Genomic DNA, 23,734 nt, shown 5'->3' on the forward strand with positions numbered 1-23,734 from the left:
CAGGAAAGGAAGCACATGCCCATCGACCTGCCCGCCGACGAGGCAGAGGCGTTCCGCTCCGGCCACGCGCCGGCGCCCATGCTCGACCTGGTCGGACTCATGGCCGCCCACGCCGTCCGCGCCGGCTGGGAGCTCGGGCTGTTCGACGCGCTGGGCAAGGGGCCGCTGACCACCTGGGAGCTGGCGGCGGCCACCCGCAGCGACCCCGCCGGGATCGAGCAGCTGGCGAACCTGCTGCACGCCACCGGCTACCTGCGCTGGGACGACGGCCGCCACGCCAACAGCCCGGCCGCCGGCACCTGGCTCAGGAGGGACTCGCCGAACTGCTACGGCCACGTCCTGTCGTTGTGGCACACCATGATCGAGGAGCTGTGGACCGGGCTGCCGGAGGCGGTGCGGGAAGGACGGCCGCGAGGCGGCTTCTACACCTGGCTCGCCGCCCAGCCGGAGCTGCGGGCCACCTTCCAGAACCTGCAGCGCGGCCTGGCCGGTTGGCTCGCGGAGGAGGTCGTCGCCCTGACCGGCCTGCCCGCGGACGCCACGTCCCTGCTGGACCTCGGCGGCGGGCACGGGCTCTACAGCGAGGCGTACTGCACGGCCTATCCCGCCCTGCACGCCACCGTGGTCGACAGCGTGCGGCTGGTAAGCGGCCACCAGCGGGTCACCGGCCGCGCCGCCGACCTGCTCACCGGCAGCCTCGACGACGGCCACGACGTGGTCCTGCTCTTCAACGTCCTGCACGGCTTTCCCTCCGCCGACGCCGCCCGCCTCGTCGCCAGGGCCGCCCGCGCCCTGCGCCAGGACGGGCTGCTGCTCGTGCTGGAGACCACCGCGAGCGATCGGGCCGGGGCGGCGGAACGTGCCTTCACCGCCGGGTTCTCGGTCAACCTCTGGCACACCCAGAACGGGCGGGTCTACCCCGAGCGGCAGATCGAGGAGTGGATCGCGGGGGCGGGCTGCGCGCTGCGCGAGCGGCACGAGCTGACCCGCTCGGCGACCCACACCCTCTTCGCCGCCGTCAAGGGGGCGTCATGAGGTGGGATCCCGAGGTGCGCCTGGTCGTGGCCGACGTCGACGACACGCTGGCCGAGCCGTACCTGCCGATCGAGACGGAGATGCGCGACGAGCTGAGCGCCCTGCTCGCCGCCGGGGTCAAGCTCCTGCTGGCCAGCGGCGCCGGCATCGGCGCCATCGACGCCCGCGTCGTCTCCCGCCTGCCGTCCCACCTGCGCCGGGAGGTGCTGGTCGCGCACTGCAACGGAGCCGAGGTGTACGGCTACGGCCCGGCGGGCGGCCGCCTGCCCGATCCGCTCTACTCCGTCGTCACCGCCTCCCAGCGCGCCCAGCTGCGCTCGGCCCTGCACGTGGTGGAACTGGCGGTCAAGGAACTGGAGCTGCGGGAGTGCGAGCGGCCCCCGGCGCCGCCCGGGACCGTCGTCGTGGACGACCGGGGCGTCCAGCTCAGCCTCGACCTCGGCAGCAGGCGGGAACGCGACACGCTCCTCGACAGGACCCGTGAGCTGCTGGCCGGCGGCGGCCTGGCGGTGGAGGCCAGACCGGGTGGCGACCTGGCGGTCGACGTCGTCCTGCCGCACGTCGACAAGGGCCGCGCCGTCCAGGCGGTGCTCGGCTGCCACCTGGCCGGAACCGGGCCCGCCGAGGTGTGGGGCGACCAGTTCTCCGTGTCGGGCCGGGGCGCCGACGTGCCGATGGCGCTGGCCGTACCCGGCGGCACGCGCGTGATCAGCTTCCGGGACGGCCCGGCGCCGGACCTTCCCCCCGTTCCCGGCATGCGGGCCTGGCCGGGACCGACCTTCCTCCACCGGGGTGTTCTCGACCACCTGAAAGGCAGGACACGATGAGCCTGACCCGGTTGTTCGACACGTGGGACCGCGATCCGTTCACCCTCCTGGGCGTGGGCCCGATGAGCCCGATGGTGGTGCAGGCGGCCCTGGAGCGCTGAGCCACCAGATGGGCGAGCGACGTCACGCGGGGCCCGTCTACATCGGCCGCGACCACGGTGGCCCCTGGCAGCGCGACGCCGACTACCGGGCCGGGCTCGGCTGGGAGGCGGCGCTGGCGGCGGCGATGGACTCCTACGCCGCCGACCTGGCCGCGGGCTTCGACTACCTGCACATCGACACCGCCAAGGACCCGGCCCACCCCGGCGGCGTCCCGCTGGAGCTGGCCCTGGAACGGGCCGTCACCGTGCTGGCGGCCGTCGAGGCGCACCGGGCCGCCGCCGGCGCCCCGCCTGTCGCCTACGAGGTCAGCCTGGAGCAGGCCGACGGCGGCTGCTCCACCGCCGCCGACTTCGGCTTCTTCATGGACGCGCTGATCAAGCGCATCGACCAGCACGGGCTGCCGACGCCGCTGTTCATGGTCGGCAACACCGGCACCCTCACCACGACCGGCCAGGCGGGCACGGTCGACTTCCCCGCGGTGCGCGAGCTGGCCGAGGTGACGGCCAGGCACGGCGTCGTGCTGAAGGAGCACAACGCCGACTACCTGACCCCGCAGGACCTGGCCAGGCATCCGGGCGCCGGGATCGGGATGGCCAACGTCGCGCCCGAGTTCGGGCGGCTGGAGACCGAGGCGCTGATCCTGCTTTCGGAGCTGGAACAGGACGCCTGCCGCAGGCGCGGGCTGGCGAGCGCCGAGTTCGGCGCCGTCCTCGAACGGCAGGTGCTGGCCTCCGACCGGTGGCGCAAGTGGGCCGGATCCGGCGACTCGCGGTCCGAGATCGTCGCCTCCAGCGGCCACTACTTCTACGGCACCGCCCAGGTCACGGCCGCGCGCGGCGCCCTGATGGCCGCCTGCGCCCGGCTCGGCATCTGCACCGACCCCGAGGCCTTCGTGCGCGAGGCCGTCAAGACGGGGCTGCGCCGCTACCTGTTCGCCTTCCGGCTGGCGGGACGCAACGAGGAGTTGTGTGATGCCTAGCCCTGTCGCGTTCGTGATCCCCTTCTGGTCCGACGGCAGCCCGCGCCACCTGAGCCAGTTGCGCGAGACGCTCGACAGCGTGCTCGCCCAGAGCGACCCGGACGTGGTCGCCTACGTCGTGGACGACGACTCCGCCTGCCGTCAGGAGGTCAGGAGCTGGACAGGCGAGCGGATCCGCGTCGTCGACGCCCCCGACAACCGGGGGCCGGGCCGCAGCCGCAACCTCGGCGTCAGGGCCGCCGCCGCGGACGGCTGCGAGATCGTCTGCTTCCTCGACGCCGACGACCTGGCCCACCCGCACCGGGCCGGCGTCACCCGCGCCGTCCTCGACGGCGACCCCGCGGCCGACCTGGTCTACTCGGGCTTCACCGTCATCGACGAGGAGGGCTTTCCGGTGCCGGACGACCAGGTCATCAGCGGGGGTGCGGATCATCATGGACGACATCGCCCGCCGCCCGCTCGAAGGCCGCGACTCGTGGATCTCCATCGCCGTCGAGCGCGACAACCTCACCATCCCCTCCGCCCTGGGCGTGCGCACCTCGCTGGCGCTGGCCGTACCCTTCCCCGAGGACTGCCGCTTCTTCGAGGACACCCACACCTGGCTGCGCTACTCCGGCCACGGAGCGGACATCCGGTTCGCGCCCCAGACGCCCTCGCTCTACCGGATCCCGTCGGCCGCGGCGGGCAGCGAGTCCCGGCAGCGCGCCGGCGGCATCGAGGCCTTCAACCGGCTGCGCGTGCAGGTGACGCTGCCCGGCCTGCGGGAGGCGGTACGGCTCGCGGCGGCCCGCGGGGTGATCGACGAGGCGGAGGGCCTGGCCATCCAGACCCGCTACCTGCTCAACGTGGCCGGCATGCTCCTGCTGGAGGGGAGCACCGGCGTCGCCGGGGAACTGGTCGAGCAGGCCAGGAAGCTCTCGTGGACGGACTACGAGAAGTACCGCCACGACTACCCGATCGCCGAGGTGGACCGATGAAGAGCTACGTCTCGCTGTGGTCGGCCGATCCGCTGAACGTGGGGCGCGACATCGACCGCGTCGCCGGGCACGCCGACGGATTCCACATCGACGTGACCGACGGCCACCTCACCCCGCAGCTGCTGTTCGGCCCGGACTTCGTGGCCGCCGTCCGCACCCGCACCACGCTGCCCATCGAGGCGCACCTGATGGTGGCCGACGCCGACGCATGGGTGGAGCCCTTCATCGAGGCCGGTGCCGACGTCGTCACCGTCCACCGGCGCGGCACCGGCGACCTGGCCGCCACGCTCGACCGCATCGGCCGGGCGGGCGCCGTACCCGGCGTGGCCGTCGAGCTCGACGAGCTCGTCTCCGGTACGGCAGGCGCCAAGCGCCTGCTGCTGATGGGCACCCTCATCGGGATCAAGGGCGTGGACCTGGACGAACGCGTCTACGGGAAGATCGCCGAGGCGGTCGGGCACGGCGGCGCGGAGGTCTTCGTCGACGGCGGCATCCGCGAGCACACCGTGCCGCTCATGGCGCGGGCGGGCGCCGACGGGGTCGTCCCCGGCAGTCTCGTCTACGGCGCGGCCGACCCCGGCGCCCGCCTGGCCTGGATCCGCGGCCTGTCCTGAGAGGCGGCGCGGGGGACCGGGCGTGCCGGCCCCCCGCCTCACCTCAAGCCGATTCCCTGATCACCAAACGGGTGTCGAGGATCACCGACGGATGGTCGATCGGCGTCTCCTCGATCCGCGACACCAGCAGCCGCGCCATCTGCCTGCCCATCGCCTCGGCGGGCTGGTGCACGCTGGTCAGCGCGGGGGAGGAGTGCGCGCCCGCGCGGGAGTCGTCGAAGCCGATCACTGCCACGTCGTCGGGGACACGGCGCCCGGCCTCCTTCAGGATCTTGATGACGCCGAGCGCCATCGGGTCCGACGCGGCGAAGACCGCGTCGACCTCCGGGTGCTCGGCCAGCAGCCGGCGCATGCCGGCGATGCCGCTCTCCTCACTGAAGTCGCCGTGCGTGACGATCTCCGTCTGACCGGTGGCCAGCAGGGCGTCACGGTAACCCGCCAGACGGTCGACGCCCACCCCCATGTCCAGCGAGCCCGCGATCGTGGCGATGCGGCGCCTGCCCTGGCTGACGAGGTAGTTGACGGCCTGACGGGCGCCGGCGCGGTTGTCGACGTCGACGTAGCACTCGGGGTCGAGCCCGACCGGACGGCCGCCCAGCACGGTCGGGATGCCGTGCTGCTCCAGCCGCTCGGGCAGCGGGTCGGCGCCGTGCAGCGAGACGAACAGCGCGCCGTCGACCCGCTGGCCGGTCAGGAAGTGTTCGAGACGCTCGTGCTCGCTCTGCGTCTGGGCCATCGCCATGATCAGCTGCAGGCCCGTCTCCGACAGCACGGAACCGATGCCGCGGATCGCGGGAGCGAAGAACGGCTCGTCGAACACCCGCTGGTGCGCCTCGGAGACGACCAGCGCCACGGTGTCGGTGCGCTGGGTGACCAGGGTCCTGGCCGCCCGGTTGGGCACGTAGCCCAGTTGCTCGATCGCCTCGAGCACCGCGTCGCGCGCCCGGTCGCTGACCTTGGGCGAGCCGTTGATCACGCGGGAGACCGTGCCACGGCCCACTCCGGCGAGGGCGGCGACCGCCTCCAGCGTCGGGCGCGCGGCTGAGCGTCGGCGGTCCCCGTCCATGTTCCCCATTCCAGAATTTCGTGTGTCAGGGCTTATTCTGCCTGACCTGGCAGCCCTCCTGACCTGATGGTCTCGGCATACCAGAGAGCGCTGTCTTTGGGAATCCTGCGCAGGCTCTCACGGTCGACGTAGACCAGCCCGAATCGCTTGCCGTACCCCCAGGCCCACTCGAAGTTGTCCATGAGCGACCAGGCGAAGTACCCCTTGAGCGGGGCGCCCGCCTCGATCGCGGTGTGGCAGGCGCGCAGGTGCGCGTCGATGTAGGCCACGCGGCCGCTGTCGTGGACGGAGCCGTCGTCGGTCAGCACGTCGTCGAAGGCCGCGCCGTTCTCCGACACCACCAGATCGACGGCCGGGTAGGTCCGGGTCACCCGCATGAGCAGCTCGGTCAGGCAGGAGGCGTCGATCTCCCAGCCCATGGCCGTCACCGGCAGGCCGCTCGTGACGAAGGAGACGTGCTCGCTGCCCACCCACGGTGAACCGCTGTCGGTGGGAGCCGCCGCCGCCGAGGCTGCGCCGCCCGGCGTTCCGGAGACGGTGAAGGGGCTGTAGTAGTTGACCATCACCACGTCGAGCGGCGCGCCGATGATCTCCAGGTCGCCGTCCTGGATGAAGTCGAGGTCGGTCACCGCGCTCAGGTCCTGCAGCACGTCGGCCGGGTAGCTGCCGGTGAGCAGAGCGTCGAGGAAGAAGCGGTTCTGCAGCCCGTCGATGCGGCGGGCGGCGTCGAGGTCGGCCTCGCTGCCGGTGGCCGGGGCCACGGTGTAGAGGTTGACGCACCCGCCGATCTCGGTGCCCAGGTTCTGCTCCCGCATGGCGCGGACGGACAGACCGTGGGCCAGGTTGAGGTGGTGGGCGGCCCTGATCGCCTGCGCGGGCTCGCGGCGGCCGGGCGCGTGCTCACCGGAGGCGTACCCGAGGAAGGCCGCGCACCAGGGCTCGTTGATGGTGCTGAAGTGCCTGACCCGGTCGGCCAGCGCGGCGTGGACCTCGGCCGCGTAGTCGGCGAAACGGTAGGCGGTGTCCCTGACCGGCCAGCCGCCCGCGTCCTCGAGCGCCTGCGGCAGGTCCCAGTGGTAGAGCGTCACCCACGGGTCGATCCCCGCGCCCAGCAGCTCGTCGACGAGCCGGCTGTAGAAGTCCAGGCCCTGCTGGTTGACCGCGCCGCGGCCGTCGGGCTGGATGCGGGGCCAGCTCACCGAGAAGCGGTAGGCGTTCAGGCCCATCTCCGCCATCAGCTTCACGTCTTCGGGATAGCGGTGGTAGTGGTCCACCGCGATCTTGCCGTGCTCGCCGTTGACCACCCGGCCGGGGATGGCGGCGAAGGTGTCCCAGATGGACCGTCCCCGCCCGCCGTCGGCCACCGCGCCCTCGATCTGGTAGGCGGACGTGGCCGCGCCCCAGACGAACCCGGTGGGGAACGCCAGGGTGGCGGGGCTTTGGGTTTCCTGCGTGGTCACGCAGCCTCCTTCGGTCTCATGTTTTGCCGGCTCACGACTTGACAGCCCCGTCCATCAGGCCGCTGACGATCTGCCGGCCGAAGAAGACGAAGACGAGCACGAGCGGGATGATCGACAGCGCGGTTCCCGCGAAGACGAGCACGTAGTTGGTGGAGTACTTCTCGTTGAGCATCCGGATGGCGACCTGCACGGTCGGGTTGTCCGCGCGCAGGATGATGCTCGGCCACAGGAACTCGTTCCAGATCAGCATGAAGGTCTGGATCGACAGCACCGCCATGCCCGGCCGTACGGCGGGCAGGACCACGCTCCACCAGATGCGGCCGGTGTGGGCCCCGTCCACCCTGGCCGCCTCCACGAGCTCGCGGGGTACGGCCTGGCGGGTGTACTGGGTCATCAGGAAGACCCCGAAGCCGTTGACCAGGAAGGGCAGGATCACGGCCTGGAGGGTGTTGGTCCAGCCCAGCGTCACCATCATCTGGTAGAGCGGGACGATGCCCATCTGCTGCAGCGGCACCATCATGGTGAGCACGATCGACAGCAGCAGCAGGTTGCGCCCGCGGAAGTGCAGCGAGGCGAAGGCGAAGCCGGCCAGCGTGGAGATGGCGACCACCGCGAGCGTCACCGCGCTGGTGATGATCACCGAGTTGACGATGCCGGTGAGGAAGTGAGCGTTCTCGGCCTCGAAGACCGCCTTGATGTTCTCGCCCAGGTTGCCTCCGGGCAGGAACGGCGGCGGGACGTCGTGCACGTCGTCGTTCGACCTGCTGGCGATGATGATCATCCAGTAGATCGGGAAGATCGACAGGATCACGGTGAAGGCGAGCATCACCTTGGTGAGCACGCCCGCCTTGAAGACTCCCGGAGTGTTGTGCTGGATGGCGGTCATCGCGAGGATCTCCCCAGGCCGCGGGTGATGGCGTAGTTGATGAGCGCGGCGATGAGGATGAGCAGGAACAGCACCCACGCCGCCGCGGCGGCGTAGCCGTACTCGAAGTCGCGGAAGGCCTCCTTGACGATGAACATCGCCACCGTCTGGAACTGGCCGGTCGTACCGCCGCTGACGCTGCCGCCGCCGAAGATCACCGGCTCGGCGTACAGGGTGAAGCCGCCGATGGTGGAGACGATGACGGTGAAGATGATCGTCGGCTTGAGCAGCGGGACGGTGATCTGCCAGAACTGCCTGCGCGAGGAGGCGCCGTCGAGCGCGGCGGCCTCGTAGATGTCGCGCGAGATGGTCTGCATCGCGGCCAGGTAGATGATCGCGTTGTAGCCGGTCCAGCGCCAGTCGACCATGGTGGAGATGGCGATCCACGACGACCACTTGGCGTTCTGCCAGTGGATCGGGTCGTCCATGCCGAACAGGCCGAGGACCCAGTTGATCAGGCCGTAGTCGCGCGCGTAGAGCTGGCTGAAGATGACGCCGACCGCGACGACCGAGGTGACGATCGGGGCCAGGACGCTCAGGCGCAGGGCCAGGCGGAAGCGCAGGCGCTTGTTGAGAGCGTTGGCCAGCAGGAGGGCCAGCAGCAGCTGGGGCACGGTGGCCAGGAAGAAGATGCCGACCGTGTTGTAGGTGGCGTTCCAGAACTTCTCGTCGGCCAGCAGCTCGCCGTAGTTGGCCAGGCCCACCCAGTCCTTGTCGCCGGCCAGCTGCCAGTCGTGCAGCGACACCCAGGCGGTGAAGACCAGCGGGAAGAGGCCGAACAGGGCGAACAGCACGAAGTAGGGGGAGACGAAGAGGTAGGGGGCGGCGTGGATGTCCAGCCGCGACAGGAAGGAGCGGCGGACGCGTACGGCGCCGCGCCTCCTGCGGTGCCCGCCCGCGCGGCCGGCGGGGAGGTCGAGGCTCATCGTGGCCTGCCAGGTGTGGTGGTCATCGGGACACCGCCGTCGGCCGGAGCGGGCCGGAGGTCTCCAGACGGGCGGTCGCCGGGCGGGAGGTCGTCGTGCGGGCGGTCGCCGTGCGGGCGGGGGTCGTCGTGTGGAAGGGGGTCAAGGAAGGTTCTGCCTCTCATGGGGGAAGGGCGGCCGTGGTCCGGCCGCCCCTCGGGTCGCGAGGAGTCCGTGAGCGCCGCCCGCCGCGAAGGGCCGGCCGCGCTCACCTCGCCCCCGGTGTCACGGCCGGGGGCCGCCACCGGGGCGAGGGCCGGCTCAGTTGCCGGCCATCTGACCTTCCGCCACGAACTTGGCCCAGGCCTCGCCCCACTTGATCGCGCCCTGGTCGGCGCCGTTGATCACCTTCTCGACGGCGGCGCGGACCTGGCTGTGCTTCTCACCGAAGAAGATCGGGGCGATCGACTGGGTGGAGGCGGCGAAGATCTTGCCGGCGGGGGCGTCGCTGAAGTACTTGTCGACCGAGTCGGCGACGGCGGGGTCCTGCTGCCCGGCGAGGGTCGACGGGGTGCCGCCGGCCTCCTTGTAGGCGAACAGCTGGCCTTCCTTGCTCGTCAGGTAGCTGAGGACCTCGGCGGCCTCCTTCGGGTGCTTGCTCTGCGAGGGCACCGCGAGCCAGGAGCCGCCCCAGTTGCCGGAGCCGCCGGGGATGGTGGCGACGTCCCACTTGCCGGAGTTCTCCTCACCGGAGTTGCCGGAGATCACACCGCGCATCCAGCTCGGGCACGCCATGGCGGCGAAGCCACCGGTCTTCTGGGCGGCGTTCCACGGGTCGCTCCAGGCCTCGAGCTTGGCCGACAGGCCGCCCTCGCTGATCTGCTGGACGGTGTCGAAGGCCGACTTGACCGCCGGGTTGGTGTCGACGACCAGCTTGTTCTCCTTGTCGAAGTAGGAGAGCCCGCCGTTCTTGCCCGCTTCCTGGGTGAGGATGGCGTTGAAGACGGTGACGGGGCCGTCGATGAAGCCGACCTTGGGCAGCTTGGCCTTGAACTGCTGGCCGGTCTTGATGAAGCTCGCCCAGTCCGGCCACAGCTTGCCGACCTCTTCGCGGTCGGTGGGCAGGCCGGCCTTCTCGAACAGGTCCTTGCGGTAGCACATGGCCAGGCCGCCGACGTCGGTGCCGAGCGCGAAGAGCTTGCCGTCGGCGTTGACGCCGGTGTTCCACTTCCACTCGGGGAACTCGGACTTGCGGCTGTCGAGGCCGTACTGGGCCAGGTCGGCGAAGTACTGCGGGCGGGCGGCCATGAGGCCCATGGCCATCTCGTCGATGCCGATGATGTCACCGGCGCCGCTGCCGGCCTCGAGCCACTGCAGCACCTGCGGCAGGTAGTCGTTCTCGAAGTTCTCGGCGACGTTGTCGTACTTGATCTGGATGTTCGGGTTCTTGGCGTTCCACTCCTTGACCGCCTCGCTGTACCCGAAGTTCTTGCCACCGCCGAAGGTCTGCAGCGTGATGGTGACCGGCTCGGCCGGGGCGCTGGCGCCCTGGCTGGTGCCGGACTGGGCGTTCGTCGACGGAGCTTCGGAGCTGCCGCAGGCGGTGACGGTCAGGAAGGTGGCCATGCTCGCGGCCGCGAGAAGCGTGCCGCGGTGCGTGGACTTCGACATTCCAAGCCCCTCTCATAGGACTTCAGGTTCATGGGATGGCGCCACCGCGAACCGATCCCCGAGCCTCGCGGTGTCCTTGGGAGCGCTCCCACAAAGGGTGGGGGAAGTCGGGGATGTGCGTCAATGTGTCGCAACGTAACTGTTACATGCGGGTCACCACGCCCTGATTACCAGCGTGAAGCCTGACCTGCGGTGTTGCTGGGAGCGCTCCCATCTGCGCCGAAAAAATCCCGCCCCCCTACCGGCCGCCGCGGGGGCCTCAGGAACTCGTCACGCGCCGCCGTACACCCTGCGTGAGCGTGTCGAGCAAGGTCACCAGGGCTTCCCGCTCGGCGGGTCGCAGGTCCGCCACCAGCGCGGCCTCGCGGCCGAGCACCTGGTCCACCGAGCTCTCGACCAGCGTGTGGCCCTCGGCCGTCAGCGAGACCTCGACGGCGCGCCGCCCGTCGCCGGGCGTGCGCACCACCAGGCCCCGCTCCTCGGCGCGGGCCACCCGCTGGGAGATGGCTCCCGCCGTGACGAGCGTGCGGGCCGCCAGCTCGCGCGTGCCGAGCCGGTACGGCGGGCCGGAGCGGCGCAGCGTCGACAGCAGGTCGAGGGTGGCCGAGTCGATGCCCGCCCGCCTGAGCACCCGGGCGCGGTCGTCGGCGAACAGCTTGGCCAGGCGCAGGATGGGGGTGACGATCTCGATCGAGCCGGTGGGGGTGCCGGGACGCTCGCGCTCCCATGCCCGGGCGATCTGACGCGGCGAGATGGTCATGGGGCGGGGCCTCCGGGGTGTGTTACGTTGCCGTCCTACGTTTAGGGCTAAACATACAGGAGGGGTCATGACTCGCGTGGTGCTTGTCACCGGAGGGGGCACGGGGATCGGGCGGGCGGTGGCGGCCCGGTTCGTGGAGGAGGGGGCTCGCGTGGTCATCACCGGCCGGCGCGCCGACCGCCTGGAGGCGGCGGTGGGGGAACTCGCCCTGCTCGGTGCGTCGGTGGAGGGGGCGCCTGGAGAGACGGCGCTCGGGTCGGCCGACGGGCCGTCCGGTGGGCTGGCTGGCGAGTCGGCTGGTGGGCTGGCTGGCGAAATGGCCAGCGGGTCGGCTGGTGGGTTGGCTGGCGGGTTAGCCGGTGGGGTGGTCGGCGGGGTGGTCGGCGGGGGCGCCGAGAGGCCGGGCCAGGAGTTCGCCGGTGTGGATGGCCGTGTGATCGGCGTCGTGTGTGACGCGGCGGATCCCGCGCAGGTGGCCGTGCTGGCGGCTCGTGTCGGGGCGCCGGACGTGCTGGTGAACGCGGCCGGTGGCCTGCCCGAGTCGCGGCCCGCGGTGACGGTCACGGGCCGCGACGGAGCGGGAGGCGACGGAGCGGGAGGCGACGAGGGGGAACGTCTGGCCGCGGTGGGGCGGCAGTGGGAGTCGGCCTTCGCGCAGAACGTGCTGACCGCCGTGCTGACCACTGCCGCCTTCGAGCACCTGCTCCAGCCGGGCGCCTCGGTGATCAGCATCGGCTCGATCGCCGCCGAGCGTCGCGGTGGCTCCTACGGCGCGGCCAAGGCCGCCCTGGCGGCGTGGAACGCCTTCCAGTCAGCGGCCCTGGGCCCGCGTGGCATCACCTGCAACGTGATCGCTCCCGGCTACATCGAGGCGACGGAGTTCTTCCGCGACGGCCTCACCGAGGAGCGGCGCGCGCTCCTGATCGAGGAGACGCACGACAAACGGCCGGGCACTCCCGACGATCTCGCGCGGACGGTGGCGTTCCTCGCCTCCGCGGGGGCCCGCCACATCACCGGCCAGACCCTGCATGTCAACGGAGGCGCTCACACCACGCGCTAGGGGGAGGGGGCTTACTTGCCGTAGGACGGGTAACCGTACCCGACGACCTGGGACTTGGGGCGCACCCGCTGCTCGACCTTGCCGTTGCCGGTGTTGCCCTCGACGGTGGTGATGGTGCCGTCGCCGTTGTCCTTCTCGACGAAGCCGACGTGCTGGATGGAGCTGAGGCTCTTGCTGCCGTTCCAGGAGAAGAAGACGACCGAGCCGGGCTTGGCGGTGGTGCCCCAGCGCTTGTTGGCCTTGAACCAGTTGGCGTAGGTCGGGGTGTAGGCGTCCCAGCCGATGGTGGTGCGGCCGCCGGTCTGCTCACCGACCCAGGAGACGAACATCGCGCACCAGGCGGCGTTCAGGTAGGCGGTGCGGTTGCCGCCGTCGCGGGCGACGGTCTCGGCGGCGCGCTTGGACTTGGAGTACCAGTCCTGGAACTTGGTGCCGCCGCCGCTGGAGTTCTCCTTGACGCCGATCTGCTGCTTGGCCAGCGACAGGACCTTGGTGACGGACGGCATGGCGGGGGCGGCCTTGCCCGGGGAGCCCTCGACGGGTGCGGCGGCCTTGGCGCCGGAGGCGGCGGCCGCGGCGATGCCGAGGTCGAGCTTGGGTGACAGCGCCTTGAGAGCGGTGACGTCGGTGGCGTCGATTCCGTTGTCCGCGTGGGCGGGGGCCACGCCGAGGCCTGCGGCGAAGACGCTGGCCGTGAGGGCGGCGGAGACGTAGTGAACCTTGGTCGGACGAACTCGGCGGTGCTTAGCCATGGAAGGGGGACTCTCCTCGCTTCATACCGCTTACCGGGTTAGCTGACGGGCTCGGACGTGAAGCTGTCCTAGATCGGAGGGCCGATCATTCGCCCCGGTGGGACTGAGTGGGTCCCCGGTTCCGCAGGATGCGGATTCAGCGGTCGCAGGCTTGTGACCTGCGAATAGGTGGTCAGGCAACGTCCGGGTAGCCCGGACGTGCCCAAAAGGTAATACATCAGGCAAGGAGATTACAAATCCGTAAACGCGCAGGTCACGGAATGCCCGTAATTTAGCCGAATTGCGCAGGGTCGGGACCAAGTCGGGTCCCGGTGTTGAGCGCCCCGATGGCGGCCATGTCCTCCGGGTCGAGGATGAAGCCGAACACGTCGAAGTTCTCCTTGATCCGCGCCGGGGTCACCGACTTGGGGATGACGACGTTGCCGAGCTGGATGTGCCAGCGCAGCACGATCTGCGCGGGGGTGCGCCCGTGCTTGCTGCCGAGCTGGGCCAGCGCGGGATCGTCGAGCAGCCCGCGCCCCTGGCCCAGCGGGCTCCAGGCCTCGGTGAGGATGCCGTTGGCCTCGTGGAAGGCGCGCAGCTCCGGCTGCGGGAAGTTCGGGTGCAGCTCGATCTGGTTGATCGAGGGCACGATCTCCGTCTCGTTCATCAGCCGCTCCAGGGCGGGGATCGTGAAGTTGGAGACGCCGATGGCGCGCACCCTCCCGGAACGGTAAAGCCGCTCCAAACCCTTCCACGCCTCGACATAACGATCCTGGGAGGGTGCCGGCCAGTGGATCAGGAAGAGGTCGAGGTGGTCGAGCCCGAGCCGCGCCAGGCTCTCCTCGAACGCCTCCTCAGCCCGGTGGTGCTCGTCGTTCCAGAGCTTGGTGGTGATGAAGAGCTTGTCGCGCGCGATGCCGGAGGAGCGTACGGCCCGGCCCACGCCCTCCTCGTTACCGTAGATCTTCGCGGTGTCGATGCTGCGGTAGCCGGCCTGCAGGGCCAGGCTCACCGCCTCCTCCGCCTCTCCGGCGGGCACCTGCCACACGCCGTAGCCGAGCTGGGGTATCTGGACACCGTCGGTGTTGAGCAGCAGTGAGTTCATGAGTCCATTGTTCACCGTGCGTTACCGGCGGCTTCAGCCGGGCGGTCTACTGTCGGGCAGCGGTGAACAGCAAGCGGGAGACGGCGTGGGTGGAGTCGCCGCTCCAGATGATCTGCGCCGTCGAGGCCCATCACGCGGGGCTGCTCGGCGGCTCCACGCTGATCGTGCCCAGAGCCGGCCAGCGGGCGCTGAAGGCGACCCGCAGGGAGCTGCTCAGGCTGGGCCTGCCCGACGGGCTGGAGCTGGGCGAGCCGCGCGAGCGCATGCCCGGCGGCGTCGGCGTCGTGGGTGACGCCTTCTCCGGCAGGGTGCAGCTGCGCTGGCTGCTGTCGCGCGAGCGCCGTGCCGTCGTCGTGGACGACGGCCTGGCCACGATCCGCCTGCTCGAACTGCTGGCCGACCCGAAGGTCAGGCCGCTGCTGCGGGCCAGGGCGACGCCCGGACGGCTGCGCGCCGCGCTCGGGCTGCTGGTCGCGCACCGCATGCGCCGCAACCGCCGCAACGTGACGGTCTTCACGGCGCTGGAGGCGGGCGAGGATCTCGCGCAAGCCGTTCACAAGGCCGGATTCTCCCTGGTCACGCATGACTTCGCCTGGTTGCGGGCGCAGCCGCTGCGCGAGCCGGGCCCGCCCGAGCGCACCGTCGTCCTGGGCACCTCCCTGGTCCGCAACGGTCTCGTGCACCGCGACCGCTACCTGCGCTGGATCACCGGCCTGGCCGAGCAGGAGCCGCTGGCCTACTTCCCGCACCGCCGCGAGGACCCCGCCGACCTGGCCGTGATCCGCGAGCGGCCCGGCGTCACCATGCACGAACCCGGCGTGCCCGCCGAGCTGAGCCTGCGCGGCCTGGCCGCCGACCAGCGTGTGCTGAGCCTGCCCTCGACCGCCATCAGCTCCCTGCGCGTGCTGCTCAGCCCGCGCGGGGTCGCCGTCGAGGGCGTGGACGTGCCCGACGACTGGTGGACCAGCCGGGCCGCGCCCGCACTCCGATCCCATCTCACTGGAGCAGCTCGTTGAAGATCCTGGCCGTGGCCGACTCGGACTCCTATCTCAAGTGGGCGGCCAGCCTGCTCGGCGACCTTCCGGACGGGTGCCGCACGGAGCTGGCGGTGATCCGTACGCCCATCGTGCCCTCGGCCGAGCAGATCGCCGCCGCCGTGGGCGGGCGCCCCGCCCCGCCGGTGCTGTCCGCGCGCTCGCTCCGGCGTACGGCCGAGCGGCTGCGGCCCGACGCGGTGCTCGTCGCGTGCACGGGGCCCGTCGTGGACGTCCTGGTCTCGGAGGTGCTGAAGGGCCTGGGCGCGGTCTTCGTCACCGGCCTGCCCGGCATCGCGGTGCCCGCCACGGAGAAGGCCTGGTTGTTCCGCAGCGCGTGCGACCTGTTCGTCGCGCACAGCGGGCGTGAGGTGGCCGAGTTCGAGGAGATCGGGCGGCGGCTGGGCGGAGGAGGGTCGGTGGGCCTGGCCAGGCTCCCGTTCCTGCGCTCCGCCGTACCCGCCGGAGCGGAGGGCGGGAGCGGCTCCAAGGTGGTCTTCGCGACGCAGGCCAAGGTGCCCGTGGCCCGCGAGGAGCGCGAGCGGATCCTGCTCGCGCTGGCCGAGCTCGCCGCCGCCCGGCCGGAGCTCGAGGTGGTGGTGAAGCTGCGGGCTCTGGAGGGGGAGCGGCAGACGCACAACGAACGCCACCCGTACCAGCGGCTCTGGCGCGAGCTGGGCGAGCCGGGCAGGCTCACCTTCGCCGCCGGTCCGATGGGCGAGCACCTGGCCGGGGCGGCGGGCTTCGTCACCGTCAGCTCCACCGCCGCGCTGGAGGCGATCGCCTGGCGGGTGCCGTCGCTGGTCCTCGACGACTTCGGCGTCAGCGCCGAGATGATCAACCTGGTGTTCGAGGGCAGCGGCCTGCTCGGCGACCTGGGCGACCTGGCACGCGGCGACTTCCGCGCGCCCCTGCCCGGCTGGTGCGAGGAGAACTACTTCCAGCGGGAGAGCACCTGGGTGGGCCTGCTGACGGCGCTGGTCGCCGGGCCCCGCACGCAGCCGCGCTCACTCCTGGAGGGCCCCGCCCACGAGGCGGCCCGCAGGCGCGCCAGGCTGCGCGTCGAGGTGCCGCCCCGCCTGCTGCGCGTCGGCTACCGCGCCAAAAGGCGCCTGCGCCGCGTCCTGAGCTGAACCGGCACGCCGGACCTCACAGGGGCTTGCGGTAGCTCGGCATGCGCCCGGCCACCCGACGAGCCAGGTCGCCGGGTGGCCGCTCGGTCACCCGGCCGATCCGGAACGGTGCGGGCCGAGGATCAACGGGTTCACAACGCGCGCGCCAGCCTGCGGCGGATCTTGGCCAGCGTCCCCGGGCGCTCGGCTGCGGGCAGCAGGCCCACGGCCTCCAGCCGCTGCTTCTTGAAGTAGCGCGCCGATCCGTGCCGCTCGACGTACGCGGCGGCCGAGGAGCGCAGGCCGGGCAGGTTCTCCGGCTGCATGCAGTAGCCGACGGCGCGCACCAGCTCGCCCAGGTCGACCGCGGTCGGGTCGGAGAGCACCCCCGACGGGCCGAGCCTGGGCAGCAGCGCGTCGGCGATGGTCGCGGGCACGCGGTTGCTGTTCTCGTACGGCTTGAGCCGCTCCAGCACCAGGTCGGTGCCGTGGGTCGCGACCGGGATGCCGAAGAAGCTGCTCGCGGTGGCCAGGCCGGTGGAGAAGCAGCCGGCCACCAGGCGCGGCCGCAGGGCGGCGAAGCAGACCTCGGCGGGCACGTCGCCGCCCGCCACGACCAGGCGCACGCCGACGTCCTCCGCGGCCTGGCGCAGCAGCTGGGTGTGCCGTCGCCCAGCCGCCGGGTGCGGCTTGAAGGCGACCGTGGAGTGGCCCAGGGCGACCAGCCCGCGCAGCAGGCCGGTGTGGAGCTCGGCCTCCTCCTGGGCGGTGAGCAGGTCGAGCGCGGACAGGTACTGCCCCAGGATCATCGCGTCGGCGGCGAGCATGTCGGGGGCGCTCTGCGCCACCAGGTCGACGACGTGCAGGAACGTCTCGGCCGGGACGGTCGCGGCCGCCACGCCGTACTCACTCAGCAGCAGCGGTTGGAGACCCGGCACCAGGTCCAGGTGGAGCAGGCGGGTGATGCGGCGGAAGATCTCGGCGGGCAGCGGGTCGCGGGTGGGCCCGTAGCTCATCAGGCCGTCGGCGTAGACGGTGATCGGGCAGTCGCGGATCAGCCCGGCGATCGTGCGGGCCGGCGTCACCGCGATGGACTCCAGCACCAGCTCCTCGACGTTCCCGAGCCGCAGGTGCGAGGCGAGCAGCCGCTCCAGCATGGGCACCTCGATGACCCTGGCCTTCCAGTCGGCGGGGTGCAGCGGGGCGATGAGCTCGTTCCAGGAGACGATCCGGTCGAAACGCTCGCGCAGGACGGCGAAACCGGGCGTCTGGTCCACAGGGGTGGCGACCTCGGGGATGGCCGAGTTGTTCGCCACGATCAGGAGCCGCTCGCCGCTGCCGGTGAAGCGGCCGTCGTCCATCGCGGCGGCCAGCGTCATCGCCCCGAACAACGTCGAGGCGTAGTAGACCGTGGTCATCAGGGTTCCTCCCGATCCCGCCGGACGCGGGGGCTGGGCGCGATCTCCGGCACCAGGTGGCGCAGCACCGTCTCGCGTTCCACGGACATGCCGCCCACGGCCGAGGCGACCAGGCCGGACGGCAGGCGGCGGACCAGCTCGGCGCCACGCTCGGCGAAGCGCGCGCGCAGCTCGGGCGTGAGCCGGTCGGCGATCTCCAGATGGTGGCCGAGCAGGGCGCAGAAGTTGCGCACCGCCTTGGCCATGAACTCCTCCTCGACCTCCTTGAAGACCAGCTCGAAGGCGTCGAAGAAGTGCAGCTGCCGCTCGTCGCCCACCTGGGTGAGCGAGCCGGCGACCTGCCTGCGGTAGAAGAGCCCCGCCAGGGAGACCGCGGCGAACGAGCCCGCCTCCCTGTGCAGCCGCCAGATCCACGGGCGGTCCTCGGCGGTGTGCAGCGAGCCGGGGAAACGCAGCAGCTCGCCGAGCGAGCGGCGGTAGATCCCGGCCCACGCGTACGGGTAGTCGACCATGGTCTTCACATCGGCCGGCAGGATGTGCTCGCGCGGGACCAGCTTCTCCCCGCGGCGGGAGACCGGGGCCCGGTGCACGACCCGCTTGCGCCCCTCGACCTGCACGTGGTCGACGCGCACGAAGTCGCAGCCGAGCTCCTCGATGGCGGACACCAGCCGCGCCAGGTAGCCGGGCGCCAGCCAGTCGTCGCCGTCGAGGTAGGTCACGTAACGCCCCGCGGCCAGCTTGAGCCCGGCGTTGCGCGCGTCGGCCAGGCCCACCGGGCGTTCGTGGCTGATCACCGACAGGCCCGGCAGGTCGCTCTCGTCGAGGATCTGCCGGGTGGCGTCCACGGAACCGTCGTCGACGACGATGAACTCGAAGTCGCGGCGGATGTTGCGGCCCAGCGAGGCGAGCGCGTCGGGCAGGAAACGCTCGCCGTCGCGGATGGGCACGATGACGGAAAGGGTGATCATCGTCAGACGGTGACCCGCCGCAGCCGCGCCTTGGGCGCCTCCTCGCCGGGGAAGACCCGCTTGATGCCGTCGCCCATGGCCTGCTCGATGATGCGGATGTCGCGCACCAGGTGCTCCAGGCCGTTCGGTTCGAGCGAGGCGGCGTGGTCGCTGCCCCACATCGTGCGGTCGAGGGTGATGTGCCGCTCGACGGTGACCGCGCCCAGCGTCACCGCGGCCAGCGAGATCTGCAGGCCGCGCTCGTGGCCGGAGTAGCCGACGGGCACGCCGTACCTCTCCTTGAGCGTGGTGATCGCGCGGAGGTTGGCCTCCTCGGGCGGCAGCGGGTAGGTGCTGGTCGCGTGCATCATGATCAGCCGGCCGGTGCCGAGGATCTCCACCGCCCTGTCGATCTCGGCCAGCGTCGACATGCCGGTCGACAGGATGATCGGCTTGCCGGTGGCGGCCAGCGCGCGCAGCAGCTCGTGGTCGGCGACGCTGGCCGAGGCGACCTTGTGCACCGGCACCTCGAGCTCCTCCAGGAAGTCCACGCTCGGCGCGTCCCACGGCGAGGCGAACCACTGCAGCCCCCGCTTGTAGGCGTGGGCGGCGATCTCCCGGTACTGCTCGTGCCCGAACTCGGTGCGGAGCTTGTACTCCAGGTAGGTCATCTCGCCCCACGGCGTCTGCCGGATCTGCCCCTTCTGCTCGTCGGGGACGCAGATCTCCGGGGTGCGCTTCTGGAACTTGACCGCCTGGCATCCGGCCTCGGCCGCCACGTCGATGAGGCGCTTGGCGATCTCGACGTCGCCGTTGTGGTTGATGCCGATCTCGGCGATCACGTACACCGGCTGGCCGTCTCCCACCAGGACGTCGCCGATCGCGACGGGCCCCAGCAGCGGCCGGGTGGCGGGCTGGTGCGAGGAGATCTCGGGCTTGGCGGCCAGCACCCGCTCGCACAGCTCCCGTACGGCTCCCGCGCCACCGGCGGTGCCGAGCACCACCCGGGCGGCGGCCCGCACCCGCGGGTGCGCGTCGGGCACCGTGACCGGCCAGCCCACCAGCGACATCGGCCCCAGGTCGTTGACGTCGTTGCCGACGTAGGCGACGCGGGCGGGGTCGAGCTTCTCGATCGCCAGCCAGTCGCGCAGCACCGTGCGCTTGTCGGTCAGCCCCTGCAGCACCGGCACGCCCAGCTTGCGCGCCCGCGCGCTCACCACCGGGTTCTGCTCGGTCGACATGACCAGCACCTTGACCCCGGCACGCTTGAGCAGCGAGACGCCCATGCCGTCGGCGCGGCTGACCAGCACCATCTCGCGGCCCTCGGAGTCGACGTAGGCGCGGTCGTCGGTGTGCACGCCGTCGAAGTCGGTGATCACCGCGTCGACGTCGATCGGCTCCGGCTCGTCCACGAAGGGCGCGAGCGCCCGGACCATCTCCAGGTCCTGGGGCTCGTCGACCTCGATCGCGTGCTTGGCGGGAACCTCCTGCACCGCGATCGTGCCGAAGAAGCGGTGACCGTGCTCGCGCAGCCCGGCGGCGCGCATGACGTAGAAGGCGCCGGTCTCGCGGTACTCGGGGTCGCGCTCCTGGCGCATGGGCCTGCGCGCCGGGTCGTGGTTGACGCCGGACCCGGCGGTGGTCCACAGGAAGGCGTGCGAAGCCGTACCGGAGAAGACCACGTCGGCACCGCCGTCGAGCACGGTGCGGACCGCCTCGTCAAGGTCGTGGTGGTCGATGAAGGCGCTGGTGCACTGCACCAGGACGACGACGTCGGCCTCGTGCGACTCCAGCGTGTGCAGCACCGCCGACTCGCTGGAGGACCGCGGGCCGCTCAGCTCCTCGGGCCGGAGGACGACCTCGGCCCCCGCCTCCCGAGCGGCCCGGGCGATCTCCTCGTGGTCGGTGCTGACCACGACGGCGTCGATCGACTCCGCGCGCAGGCAGGCGCGCACCGCCCGCACCACGAGCGGCACCCCGCCTACCGGGGCGAGGTTCTTGAGGGGGATGCCCGCCGAACCTCCACGGGCGGGGATGACGGCCAGGACTCGCAACGTGACTCCCTACAATTCCTTGAAGTGCCAAGGAACCTAGCCACGCAATCCGACCTCACCGGGTGTCCGGGCTGAACTCGCCGTTAACTCTGCACGGTTATCCGGTAGAGCAGCTCCGGCCGCCCCACCCCGCCGTACTGCGGCACCCTCTGCACGACGCCGGTGTCGACGAGGTGCTCCAGGTAGCGTCTGGCGGTCACCCTCGACACGCCCACCCGCTCGGCGACCGCCTGGGCGGACAGGCCCTCCGGCGTACGGCGCAGCTCCGCGGTCACGGCGTCGAAGGTGTCCTGCGTCAGGCCCTTGGGCAGCGCCGAGGCGCCGCTGCCGCGCAGCGCCGCGAGCGCCCTGTCGACCTCGCCCTGGCCGCTGACCTCGCCTTCCGTGGCGCGGAAGGCGGCGTATCTGGTGAGCTTCTCGCGCAGGGTGGCGAAGGTGAACGGCTTGAGCAGATACTGCGCGATGCCGGCCGAGACGGCCTGGCGCACCATGGCCAGATCCCTGGCCGACGTCACCGCGATCACGTCGCACGTCAGGTCGGCCGCCTTGATCGCCCTGCAGACGTCGAGCCCGTGCATGTCGGGCAGGTAGAAGTCGAGCAGCACCAGGTCGACCGGCCGGCTCTTGAGGAACCTGAGCGCCTCGGTGCCCGAGCGCACGACGCCGACCACCTCGAAGCCGGGGACCCGCTCCACGTAGACGCGGTTGGCTTCCGCGGTGATCTCCTCGTCCTCGACGACCAGCACCCGATGGCTCACCCCGCCGAGCGTATGTGACCCGCGTGGCCGTCGTGCCCCGGCCCCGCGGGGTGCCAGACTGCGGGCATGGCGCATTCCCATGACGTAGACCCGTCCTGCGCGGTCGCCCACGGCCAGACCGCGCCGCACGACGGCAGGCGCACCCTGGTGGCCGTCTTCGCCACGCCGGTGGCCGAGTGCCTGCTGCGCTTCGGCGCGGAGCTGGGGTTCGCGACGTACCTGTACGACCCCGACCCCGGGCGCGGCCTGCCCGGCGCGGCCTCGGTCCGCGACCTCGGCTTCGTCGGCGGCGGCGCCGACGTGGTGCTGACCGACCACCACCGCGACGAGATCGGCCCCGTGCTGCAGGAGCTGCTCAAGACGCCGGCCAGGTGGATCGGCATCATGGGCAGCCCCCGGCACAGCGCGCCCCACGTCGCCGCGCTGGCCGAGCTGGGCGTGCCCGCCGAGGAGATCGCGCGCGTTCATCGGCCGATCGGGCTCAACATCGGCTCGCAGACGCCGGCGGAGATCGCCGTGTCGACGCTGGCCGGGCTGATCGCCGACCGCAACGGCAGGCCGGGCGGCTTCGCCTTCTGAGCGGCTCACCCGGGTTACGGCTGCACGTTTCTGAGCGGTCTCACCCGGATGTCGGCCTCACGTCCTGAGCGGCCTCACCCGGGTACGGCACGCGGACGGTGAACGTCGAGCCCGTCACCTCGACCGTGCCCTTCAGCCTGCGTACGGCGGAGCCCACCAGAGCCAGCCCCAGGCCCCGTCCGTCACCCTTGGTGGTCCAGCCCTTGGAGAAGGCGTCGGGATGCGTCAGCCCCGGACCGTCGTCGGAGACCTGGACGAGCAGCTCGCCGTCGCGTGCCCGCACCAGCACCCCCGCCTGCCCGCGCGCCGCCTCGATGGCGTTGTCGATCAGGTTGCCCAGGACGGTGACCAGGTCGCGGATGCCGGGAAGGGTGTCGGGCAGGTGGCTGGCCTCGTCGATCGACAACTCCACGCCGCGTTCGGCCGCCGCGGCGCTCTTGCCGAGCAGCAGCGCGGCCAGGACGGGCTCGCGCACCGACGCCATGACGCGGTCGGCCAGCTCCTGGGCGGCCTTGAGCTCCGCCGTACCGAACGCGACGGCCTGCTCGGGGCGGCCCAGCTCGACGAGGGTGATGACGGTGTGCAGGCGGTTGGCCGACTCGTGGGCGGCGGCGCGCAGGGAGTCGGCGAAGCCGCGCTCGGCGTCGAGCTGGCCGGCCAGGGCCTGCAGCTCGGTGTGGTCGCGCAGGGTGACGACGGTGCCGAGGCGGCTGGGGGCGGCGCTGACGGCGAGCACCCGGTCGCCGACCAGGTGGATCTCGTCAGTGGCGCCCTGCGTGTCGGTTCCCGGCACCCCTGGCGTCCCCGGCTTCCCCGTTGGTCGCGGCCAGGGCAGGCCCAGCTCCGCCACCGCGCGGCCCTCGGCGTCGGGTGGCAGGCCGAGCAGGGTGCGGGCGGCGTCGTTGCACAGGATGAGCGTGCCGTCGTCGCCCACCAGGAGCAGCCCCTCGCGGACGGTGTGCAGGATCGCGTCGTGGTGGTCGTGGATGCGGGCCAGCTCCACCGGCCCGAGCCCGTGGGTCTGGCGGCGCAGCCTGGCCCCCACCAGCCACGAGCCGCCCGCGCCCGCACCGAGGCCCGCGGCGGCGATCAGGGCCGTCCACGGCGCCTGCGCCAGGAGCCTGGCGGAGATGCGTTCGACGGTGATGCCCGCGCTGACCAGGGCGACCACCCGCCGTTCGGCGAAGACGGGGACCACGGCCCGCATGGACAGTCCCAGCGTGCCGGTGTAGGTCTCGGTGAAGCTCCTGCCCGCCACCGCCTCCTCGATGTGGCCGAGGAAGGGTTTGCCGATCTGCGCCGGATTGGGATGGGTGTAGCGCAGCCCCGAGGTGTCCATGATGGTGATGAAGTCGACGCCGGTCTCCACCTGCACCCGCCGGGCGTAGGGCTGCAGGGTGACGGAGGGATCGCCGGTCGACAGCGCCTGCACCACGTCGGGGGAGACGGCCACGCTCTCGGCCACCGCCAGGGCGGTGGCCTCGGCCTCGTCGGTCAGCAGGTCGTGCGCCTGGACCAGGGCGAGTACGGCCCCGCCGGTCACCGTGACCACCACCACGACCAGTTGCAGGGCCAGCATCTGCGCGGCGAGGCTCCACCTTCTCATAACGAC

The 23,734-nt window shown here is 71.7% G+C and carries 21 protein-coding genes, 2 pseudogenes and 1 riboswitch; of the genes and pseudogenes, 10 read left to right on the forward strand and 13 right to left on the reverse strand.

The features are described from left to right. The first annotated feature begins 15 nt into the window (after positions 1-15). The 6 genes and pseudogenes from HNR30_RS09480 to HNR30_RS47510 all read left to right on the forward strand — a co-directional run. Complete coding sequence (locus HNR30_RS09480) at positions 16-1,035, forward strand: methyltransferase (RefSeq protein ID WP_181609383.1); 1,020 nt, start codon at positions 16-18, stop codon at positions 1,033-1,035. Then, positions 1,032-1,862 carry a Cof-type HAD-IIB family hydrolase gene (locus tag HNR30_RS09485; RefSeq protein ID WP_181609384.1) on the forward strand — a complete coding sequence of 277 codons (831 nt, stop codon included), beginning with the start codon at positions 1,032-1,034 and terminating at the stop codon, positions 1,860-1,862. Before HNR30_RS09480 ends, HNR30_RS09485 begins: the two co-directional genes overlap by 4 nt. A 109-nt stretch (positions 1,863-1,971) precedes the next feature. Continuing rightward, complete coding sequence (locus HNR30_RS09490) at positions 1,972-2,943, forward strand: hypothetical protein (protein WP_181609385.1); 972 nt, start codon at positions 1,972-1,974, stop codon at positions 2,941-2,943. Further along, positions 2,936-3,295, forward strand: a pseudogene (locus HNR30_RS50610) (glycosyltransferase family 2 protein); the annotation flags it as partial. The gene HNR30_RS09490 and the pseudogene HNR30_RS50610, both read left to right, overlap by 8 nt. An 82-nt stretch (positions 3,296-3,377) precedes the next feature. Continuing rightward, positions 3,378-3,920: a hypothetical protein gene (locus HNR30_RS47505; RefSeq protein WP_246377970.1), complete on the forward strand. Its 543-nt coding sequence runs from the start codon at positions 3,378-3,380 to the stop codon at positions 3,918-3,920. 20 nt (positions 3,921-3,940) lie between these two features. Beyond that, positions 3,941-4,534, forward strand: a pseudogene (locus HNR30_RS47510) (ribulose-phosphate 3-epimerase); the annotation flags it as partial. A gap of 43 nt (positions 4,535-4,577) precedes the next feature. Here HNR30_RS47510 and HNR30_RS09500 read toward each other — a convergent pair. The 6 genes from HNR30_RS09500 to HNR30_RS09525 all read right to left on the reverse strand — a co-directional run bounded on the left by HNR30_RS09500 (position 4,578) and on the right by HNR30_RS09525 (position 11,321). Further along, a complete protein-coding gene (locus HNR30_RS09500) occupies positions 4,578-5,600 on the reverse strand; it encodes a LacI family DNA-binding transcriptional regulator (protein WP_181609387.1) in 1,023 nt (340 codons plus the stop codon). Between the two features lie 32 nt (positions 5,601-5,632). Further along, on the reverse strand, positions 5,633-7,060 hold the full coding sequence (locus HNR30_RS09505) for a GH1 family beta-glucosidase (protein WP_181609388.1): 1,428 nt from the start codon (positions 7,058-7,060) through the stop codon (positions 5,633-5,635). Between the two features lie 31 nt (positions 7,061-7,091). After that, positions 7,092-7,946, reverse strand: a complete 855-nt coding sequence (locus tag HNR30_RS09510) for a carbohydrate ABC transporter permease (protein ID WP_181609389.1) — start codon at positions 7,944-7,946, stop codon at positions 7,092-7,094. Next, a complete protein-coding gene (locus HNR30_RS09515) occupies positions 7,943-8,911 on the reverse strand; it encodes a carbohydrate ABC transporter permease (protein WP_181609390.1) in 969 nt (322 codons plus the stop codon). Before HNR30_RS09515 ends, HNR30_RS09510 begins: the two co-directional genes overlap by 4 nt. A 300-nt stretch (positions 8,912-9,211) precedes the next feature. Then, positions 9,212-10,561 carry an ABC transporter substrate-binding protein gene (locus HNR30_RS09520; protein WP_181609391.1) on the reverse strand — a complete coding sequence of 450 codons (1,350 nt, stop codon included), beginning with the start codon at positions 10,559-10,561 and terminating at the stop codon, positions 9,212-9,214. Positions 10,562-10,820: 259 nt separating this feature from the next. Continuing rightward, positions 10,821-11,321: a MarR family winged helix-turn-helix transcriptional regulator gene (locus tag HNR30_RS09525; RefSeq protein ID WP_181609392.1), complete on the reverse strand. Its 501-nt coding sequence runs from the start codon at positions 11,319-11,321 to the stop codon at positions 10,821-10,823. Positions 11,322-11,388: 67 nt separating this feature from the next. On the opposite strand from HNR30_RS09525, the gene HNR30_RS09535 reads away from it, so the two are divergent. Further along, entirely contained in the window at positions 11,389-12,381 is a 993-nt protein-coding gene (locus HNR30_RS09535; RefSeq protein ID WP_246377979.1) for an SDR family NAD(P)-dependent oxidoreductase, read from the forward strand. Between the two features lie 11 nt (positions 12,382-12,392). On the opposite strand, the gene HNR30_RS09540 is transcribed toward HNR30_RS09535, so the two are convergent. Then, positions 12,393-13,133: a CHAP domain-containing protein gene (locus HNR30_RS09540; RefSeq protein WP_246377981.1), complete on the reverse strand. Its 741-nt coding sequence runs from the start codon at positions 13,131-13,133 to the stop codon at positions 12,393-12,395. Between the two features lie 12 nt (positions 13,134-13,145). Continuing rightward, a riboswitch (cyclic di-AMP (ydaO/yuaA leader) is annotated at positions 13,146-13,285 on the reverse strand. A 119-nt stretch (positions 13,286-13,404) separates the two neighbouring features. Next, positions 13,405-14,220, reverse strand: a complete 816-nt coding sequence (locus HNR30_RS09545; RefSeq protein ID WP_220133388.1) for an aldo/keto reductase — start codon at positions 14,218-14,220, stop codon at positions 13,405-13,407. A 62-nt stretch (positions 14,221-14,282) separates the two neighbouring features. Between HNR30_RS09545 and HNR30_RS47515 the strand changes: the two genes are divergently transcribed. Then, on the forward strand, positions 14,283-15,236 hold the full coding sequence (locus HNR30_RS47515) for a hypothetical protein (protein ID WP_312894307.1): 954 nt from the start codon (positions 14,283-14,285) through the stop codon (positions 15,234-15,236). Next, entirely contained in the window at positions 15,233-16,387 is a 1,155-nt protein-coding gene (locus HNR30_RS09555) for a DUF6716 putative glycosyltransferase (protein ID WP_181609394.1), read from the forward strand. Before HNR30_RS47515 ends, HNR30_RS09555 begins: the two co-directional genes overlap by 4 nt. Positions 16,388-16,518: 131 nt before the next feature. Here HNR30_RS09555 and HNR30_RS09560 read toward each other — a convergent pair whose 3' ends face one another. The 4 genes from HNR30_RS09560 to HNR30_RS09575 all read right to left on the reverse strand — a co-directional run bounded on the left by HNR30_RS09560 (position 16,519) and on the right by HNR30_RS09575 (position 21,543). Further along, on the reverse strand, positions 16,519-17,784 hold the full coding sequence (locus HNR30_RS09560) for a polysialyltransferase family glycosyltransferase (RefSeq protein WP_181609395.1): 1,266 nt from the start codon (positions 17,782-17,784) through the stop codon (positions 16,519-16,521). Then, on the reverse strand, positions 17,784-18,752 hold the full coding sequence (locus HNR30_RS09565; protein WP_181609396.1) for a glycosyltransferase family 2 protein: 969 nt from the start codon (positions 18,750-18,752) through the stop codon (positions 17,784-17,786). Before HNR30_RS09565 ends, HNR30_RS09560 begins: the two co-directional genes overlap by 1 nt. Before the next feature lie 2 nt (positions 18,753-18,754). Continuing rightward, positions 18,755-20,785, reverse strand: coding sequence for an N-acetylneuraminate synthase family protein (locus tag HNR30_RS09570; RefSeq protein ID WP_181609397.1), 2,031 nt, complete (start codon positions 20,783-20,785; stop codon positions 18,755-18,757). 83 nt (positions 20,786-20,868) lie between these two features. Continuing rightward, positions 20,869-21,543, reverse strand: coding sequence for a response regulator (locus tag HNR30_RS09575; protein WP_312894308.1), 675 nt, complete (start codon positions 21,541-21,543; stop codon positions 20,869-20,871). Between the two features lie 66 nt (positions 21,544-21,609). Here HNR30_RS09575 and HNR30_RS09580 point away from each other — a divergent pair, with 66 nt between their 5' ends. Continuing rightward, on the forward strand, positions 21,610-22,122 hold the full coding sequence (locus HNR30_RS09580; protein WP_181609398.1) for an XdhC family protein: 513 nt from the start codon (positions 21,610-21,612) through the stop codon (positions 22,120-22,122). A gap of 40 nt (positions 22,123-22,162) precedes the next feature. Here the strand turns inward: HNR30_RS09580 and HNR30_RS09585 are convergent, their stop codons facing one another. After that, the gene (locus HNR30_RS09585; RefSeq protein WP_181609399.1) at positions 22,163-23,728 is read right to left on the reverse strand and encodes an ATP-binding protein; all 1,566 of its coding nucleotides are present in this window, start codon (positions 23,726-23,728) and stop codon (positions 22,163-22,165) included. Positions 23,729-23,734: the final 6 nt, after the last annotated feature.

The sequence above is a fragment of the Nonomuraea soli genome (assembly GCF_013761175.1).
Lineage (GTDB): Bacteria > Actinomycetota > Actinomycetes > Streptosporangiales > Streptosporangiaceae > Nonomuraea > Nonomuraea soli.

What these genes read in the sequence shown, in the direction of transcription:
- HNR30_RS09525 (WP_181609392.1), bottom strand. Translation starts at nt 11,321, where the DNA reads ATGACCATCTCGCCGCGTCAGATCGCCCGGGCATGGGAGCGCGAGCGT.
- HNR30_RS09520 (WP_181609391.1), bottom strand. Translation starts at nt 10,561, where the DNA reads ATGTCGAAGTCCACGCACCGCGGCACGCTTCTCGCGGCCGCGAGCATG.
- HNR30_RS47505 (WP_246377970.1), top strand. Translation starts at nt 3,378, where the DNA reads ATGGACGACATCGCCCGCCGCCCGCTCGAAGGCCGCGACTCGTGGATC.
- HNR30_RS09545 (WP_220133388.1), bottom strand. Translation starts at nt 14,220, where the DNA reads ATGAACTCACTGCTGCTCAACACCGACGGTGTCCAGATACCCCAGCTC.
- HNR30_RS09540 (WP_246377981.1), bottom strand. Translation starts at nt 13,133, where the DNA reads ATGGCTAAGCACCGCCGAGTTCGTCCGACCAAGGTTCACTACGTCTCC.
- HNR30_RS09510 (WP_181609389.1), bottom strand. Translation starts at nt 7,946, where the DNA reads ATGACCGCCATCCAGCACAACACTCCGGGAGTCTTCAAGGCGGGCGTG.
- HNR30_RS09500 (WP_181609387.1), bottom strand. Translation starts at nt 5,600, where the DNA reads ATGGACGGGGACCGCCGACGCTCAGCCGCGCGCCCGACGCTGGAGGCG.
- HNR30_RS09565 (WP_181609396.1), bottom strand. Translation starts at nt 18,752, where the DNA reads ATGATCACCCTTTCCGTCATCGTGCCCATCCGCGACGGCGAGCGTTTC.
- HNR30_RS09535 (WP_246377979.1), top strand. Translation starts at nt 11,389, where the DNA reads ATGACTCGCGTGGTGCTTGTCACCGGAGGGGGCACGGGGATCGGGCGG.
- HNR30_RS09515 (WP_181609390.1), bottom strand. Translation starts at nt 8,911, where the DNA reads ATGAGCCTCGACCTCCCCGCCGGCCGCGCGGGCGGGCACCGCAGGAGG.
- HNR30_RS09560 (WP_181609395.1), bottom strand. Translation starts at nt 17,784, where the DNA reads ATGACCACGGTCTACTACGCCTCGACGTTGTTCGGGGCGATGACGCTG.
- HNR30_RS09585 (WP_181609399.1), bottom strand. Translation starts at nt 23,728, where the DNA reads ATGAGAAGGTGGAGCCTCGCCGCGCAGATGCTGGCCCTGCAACTGGTC.
- HNR30_RS09490 (WP_181609385.1), top strand. Translation starts at nt 1,972, where the DNA reads ATGGGCGAGCGACGTCACGCGGGGCCCGTCTACATCGGCCGCGACCAC.
- HNR30_RS09580 (WP_181609398.1), top strand. Translation starts at nt 21,610, where the DNA reads ATGGCGCATTCCCATGACGTAGACCCGTCCTGCGCGGTCGCCCACGGC.
- HNR30_RS09485 (WP_181609384.1), top strand. Translation starts at nt 1,032, where the DNA reads ATGAGGTGGGATCCCGAGGTGCGCCTGGTCGTGGCCGACGTCGACGAC.
- HNR30_RS09480 (WP_181609383.1), top strand. Translation starts at nt 16, where the DNA reads ATGCCCATCGACCTGCCCGCCGACGAGGCAGAGGCGTTCCGCTCCGGC.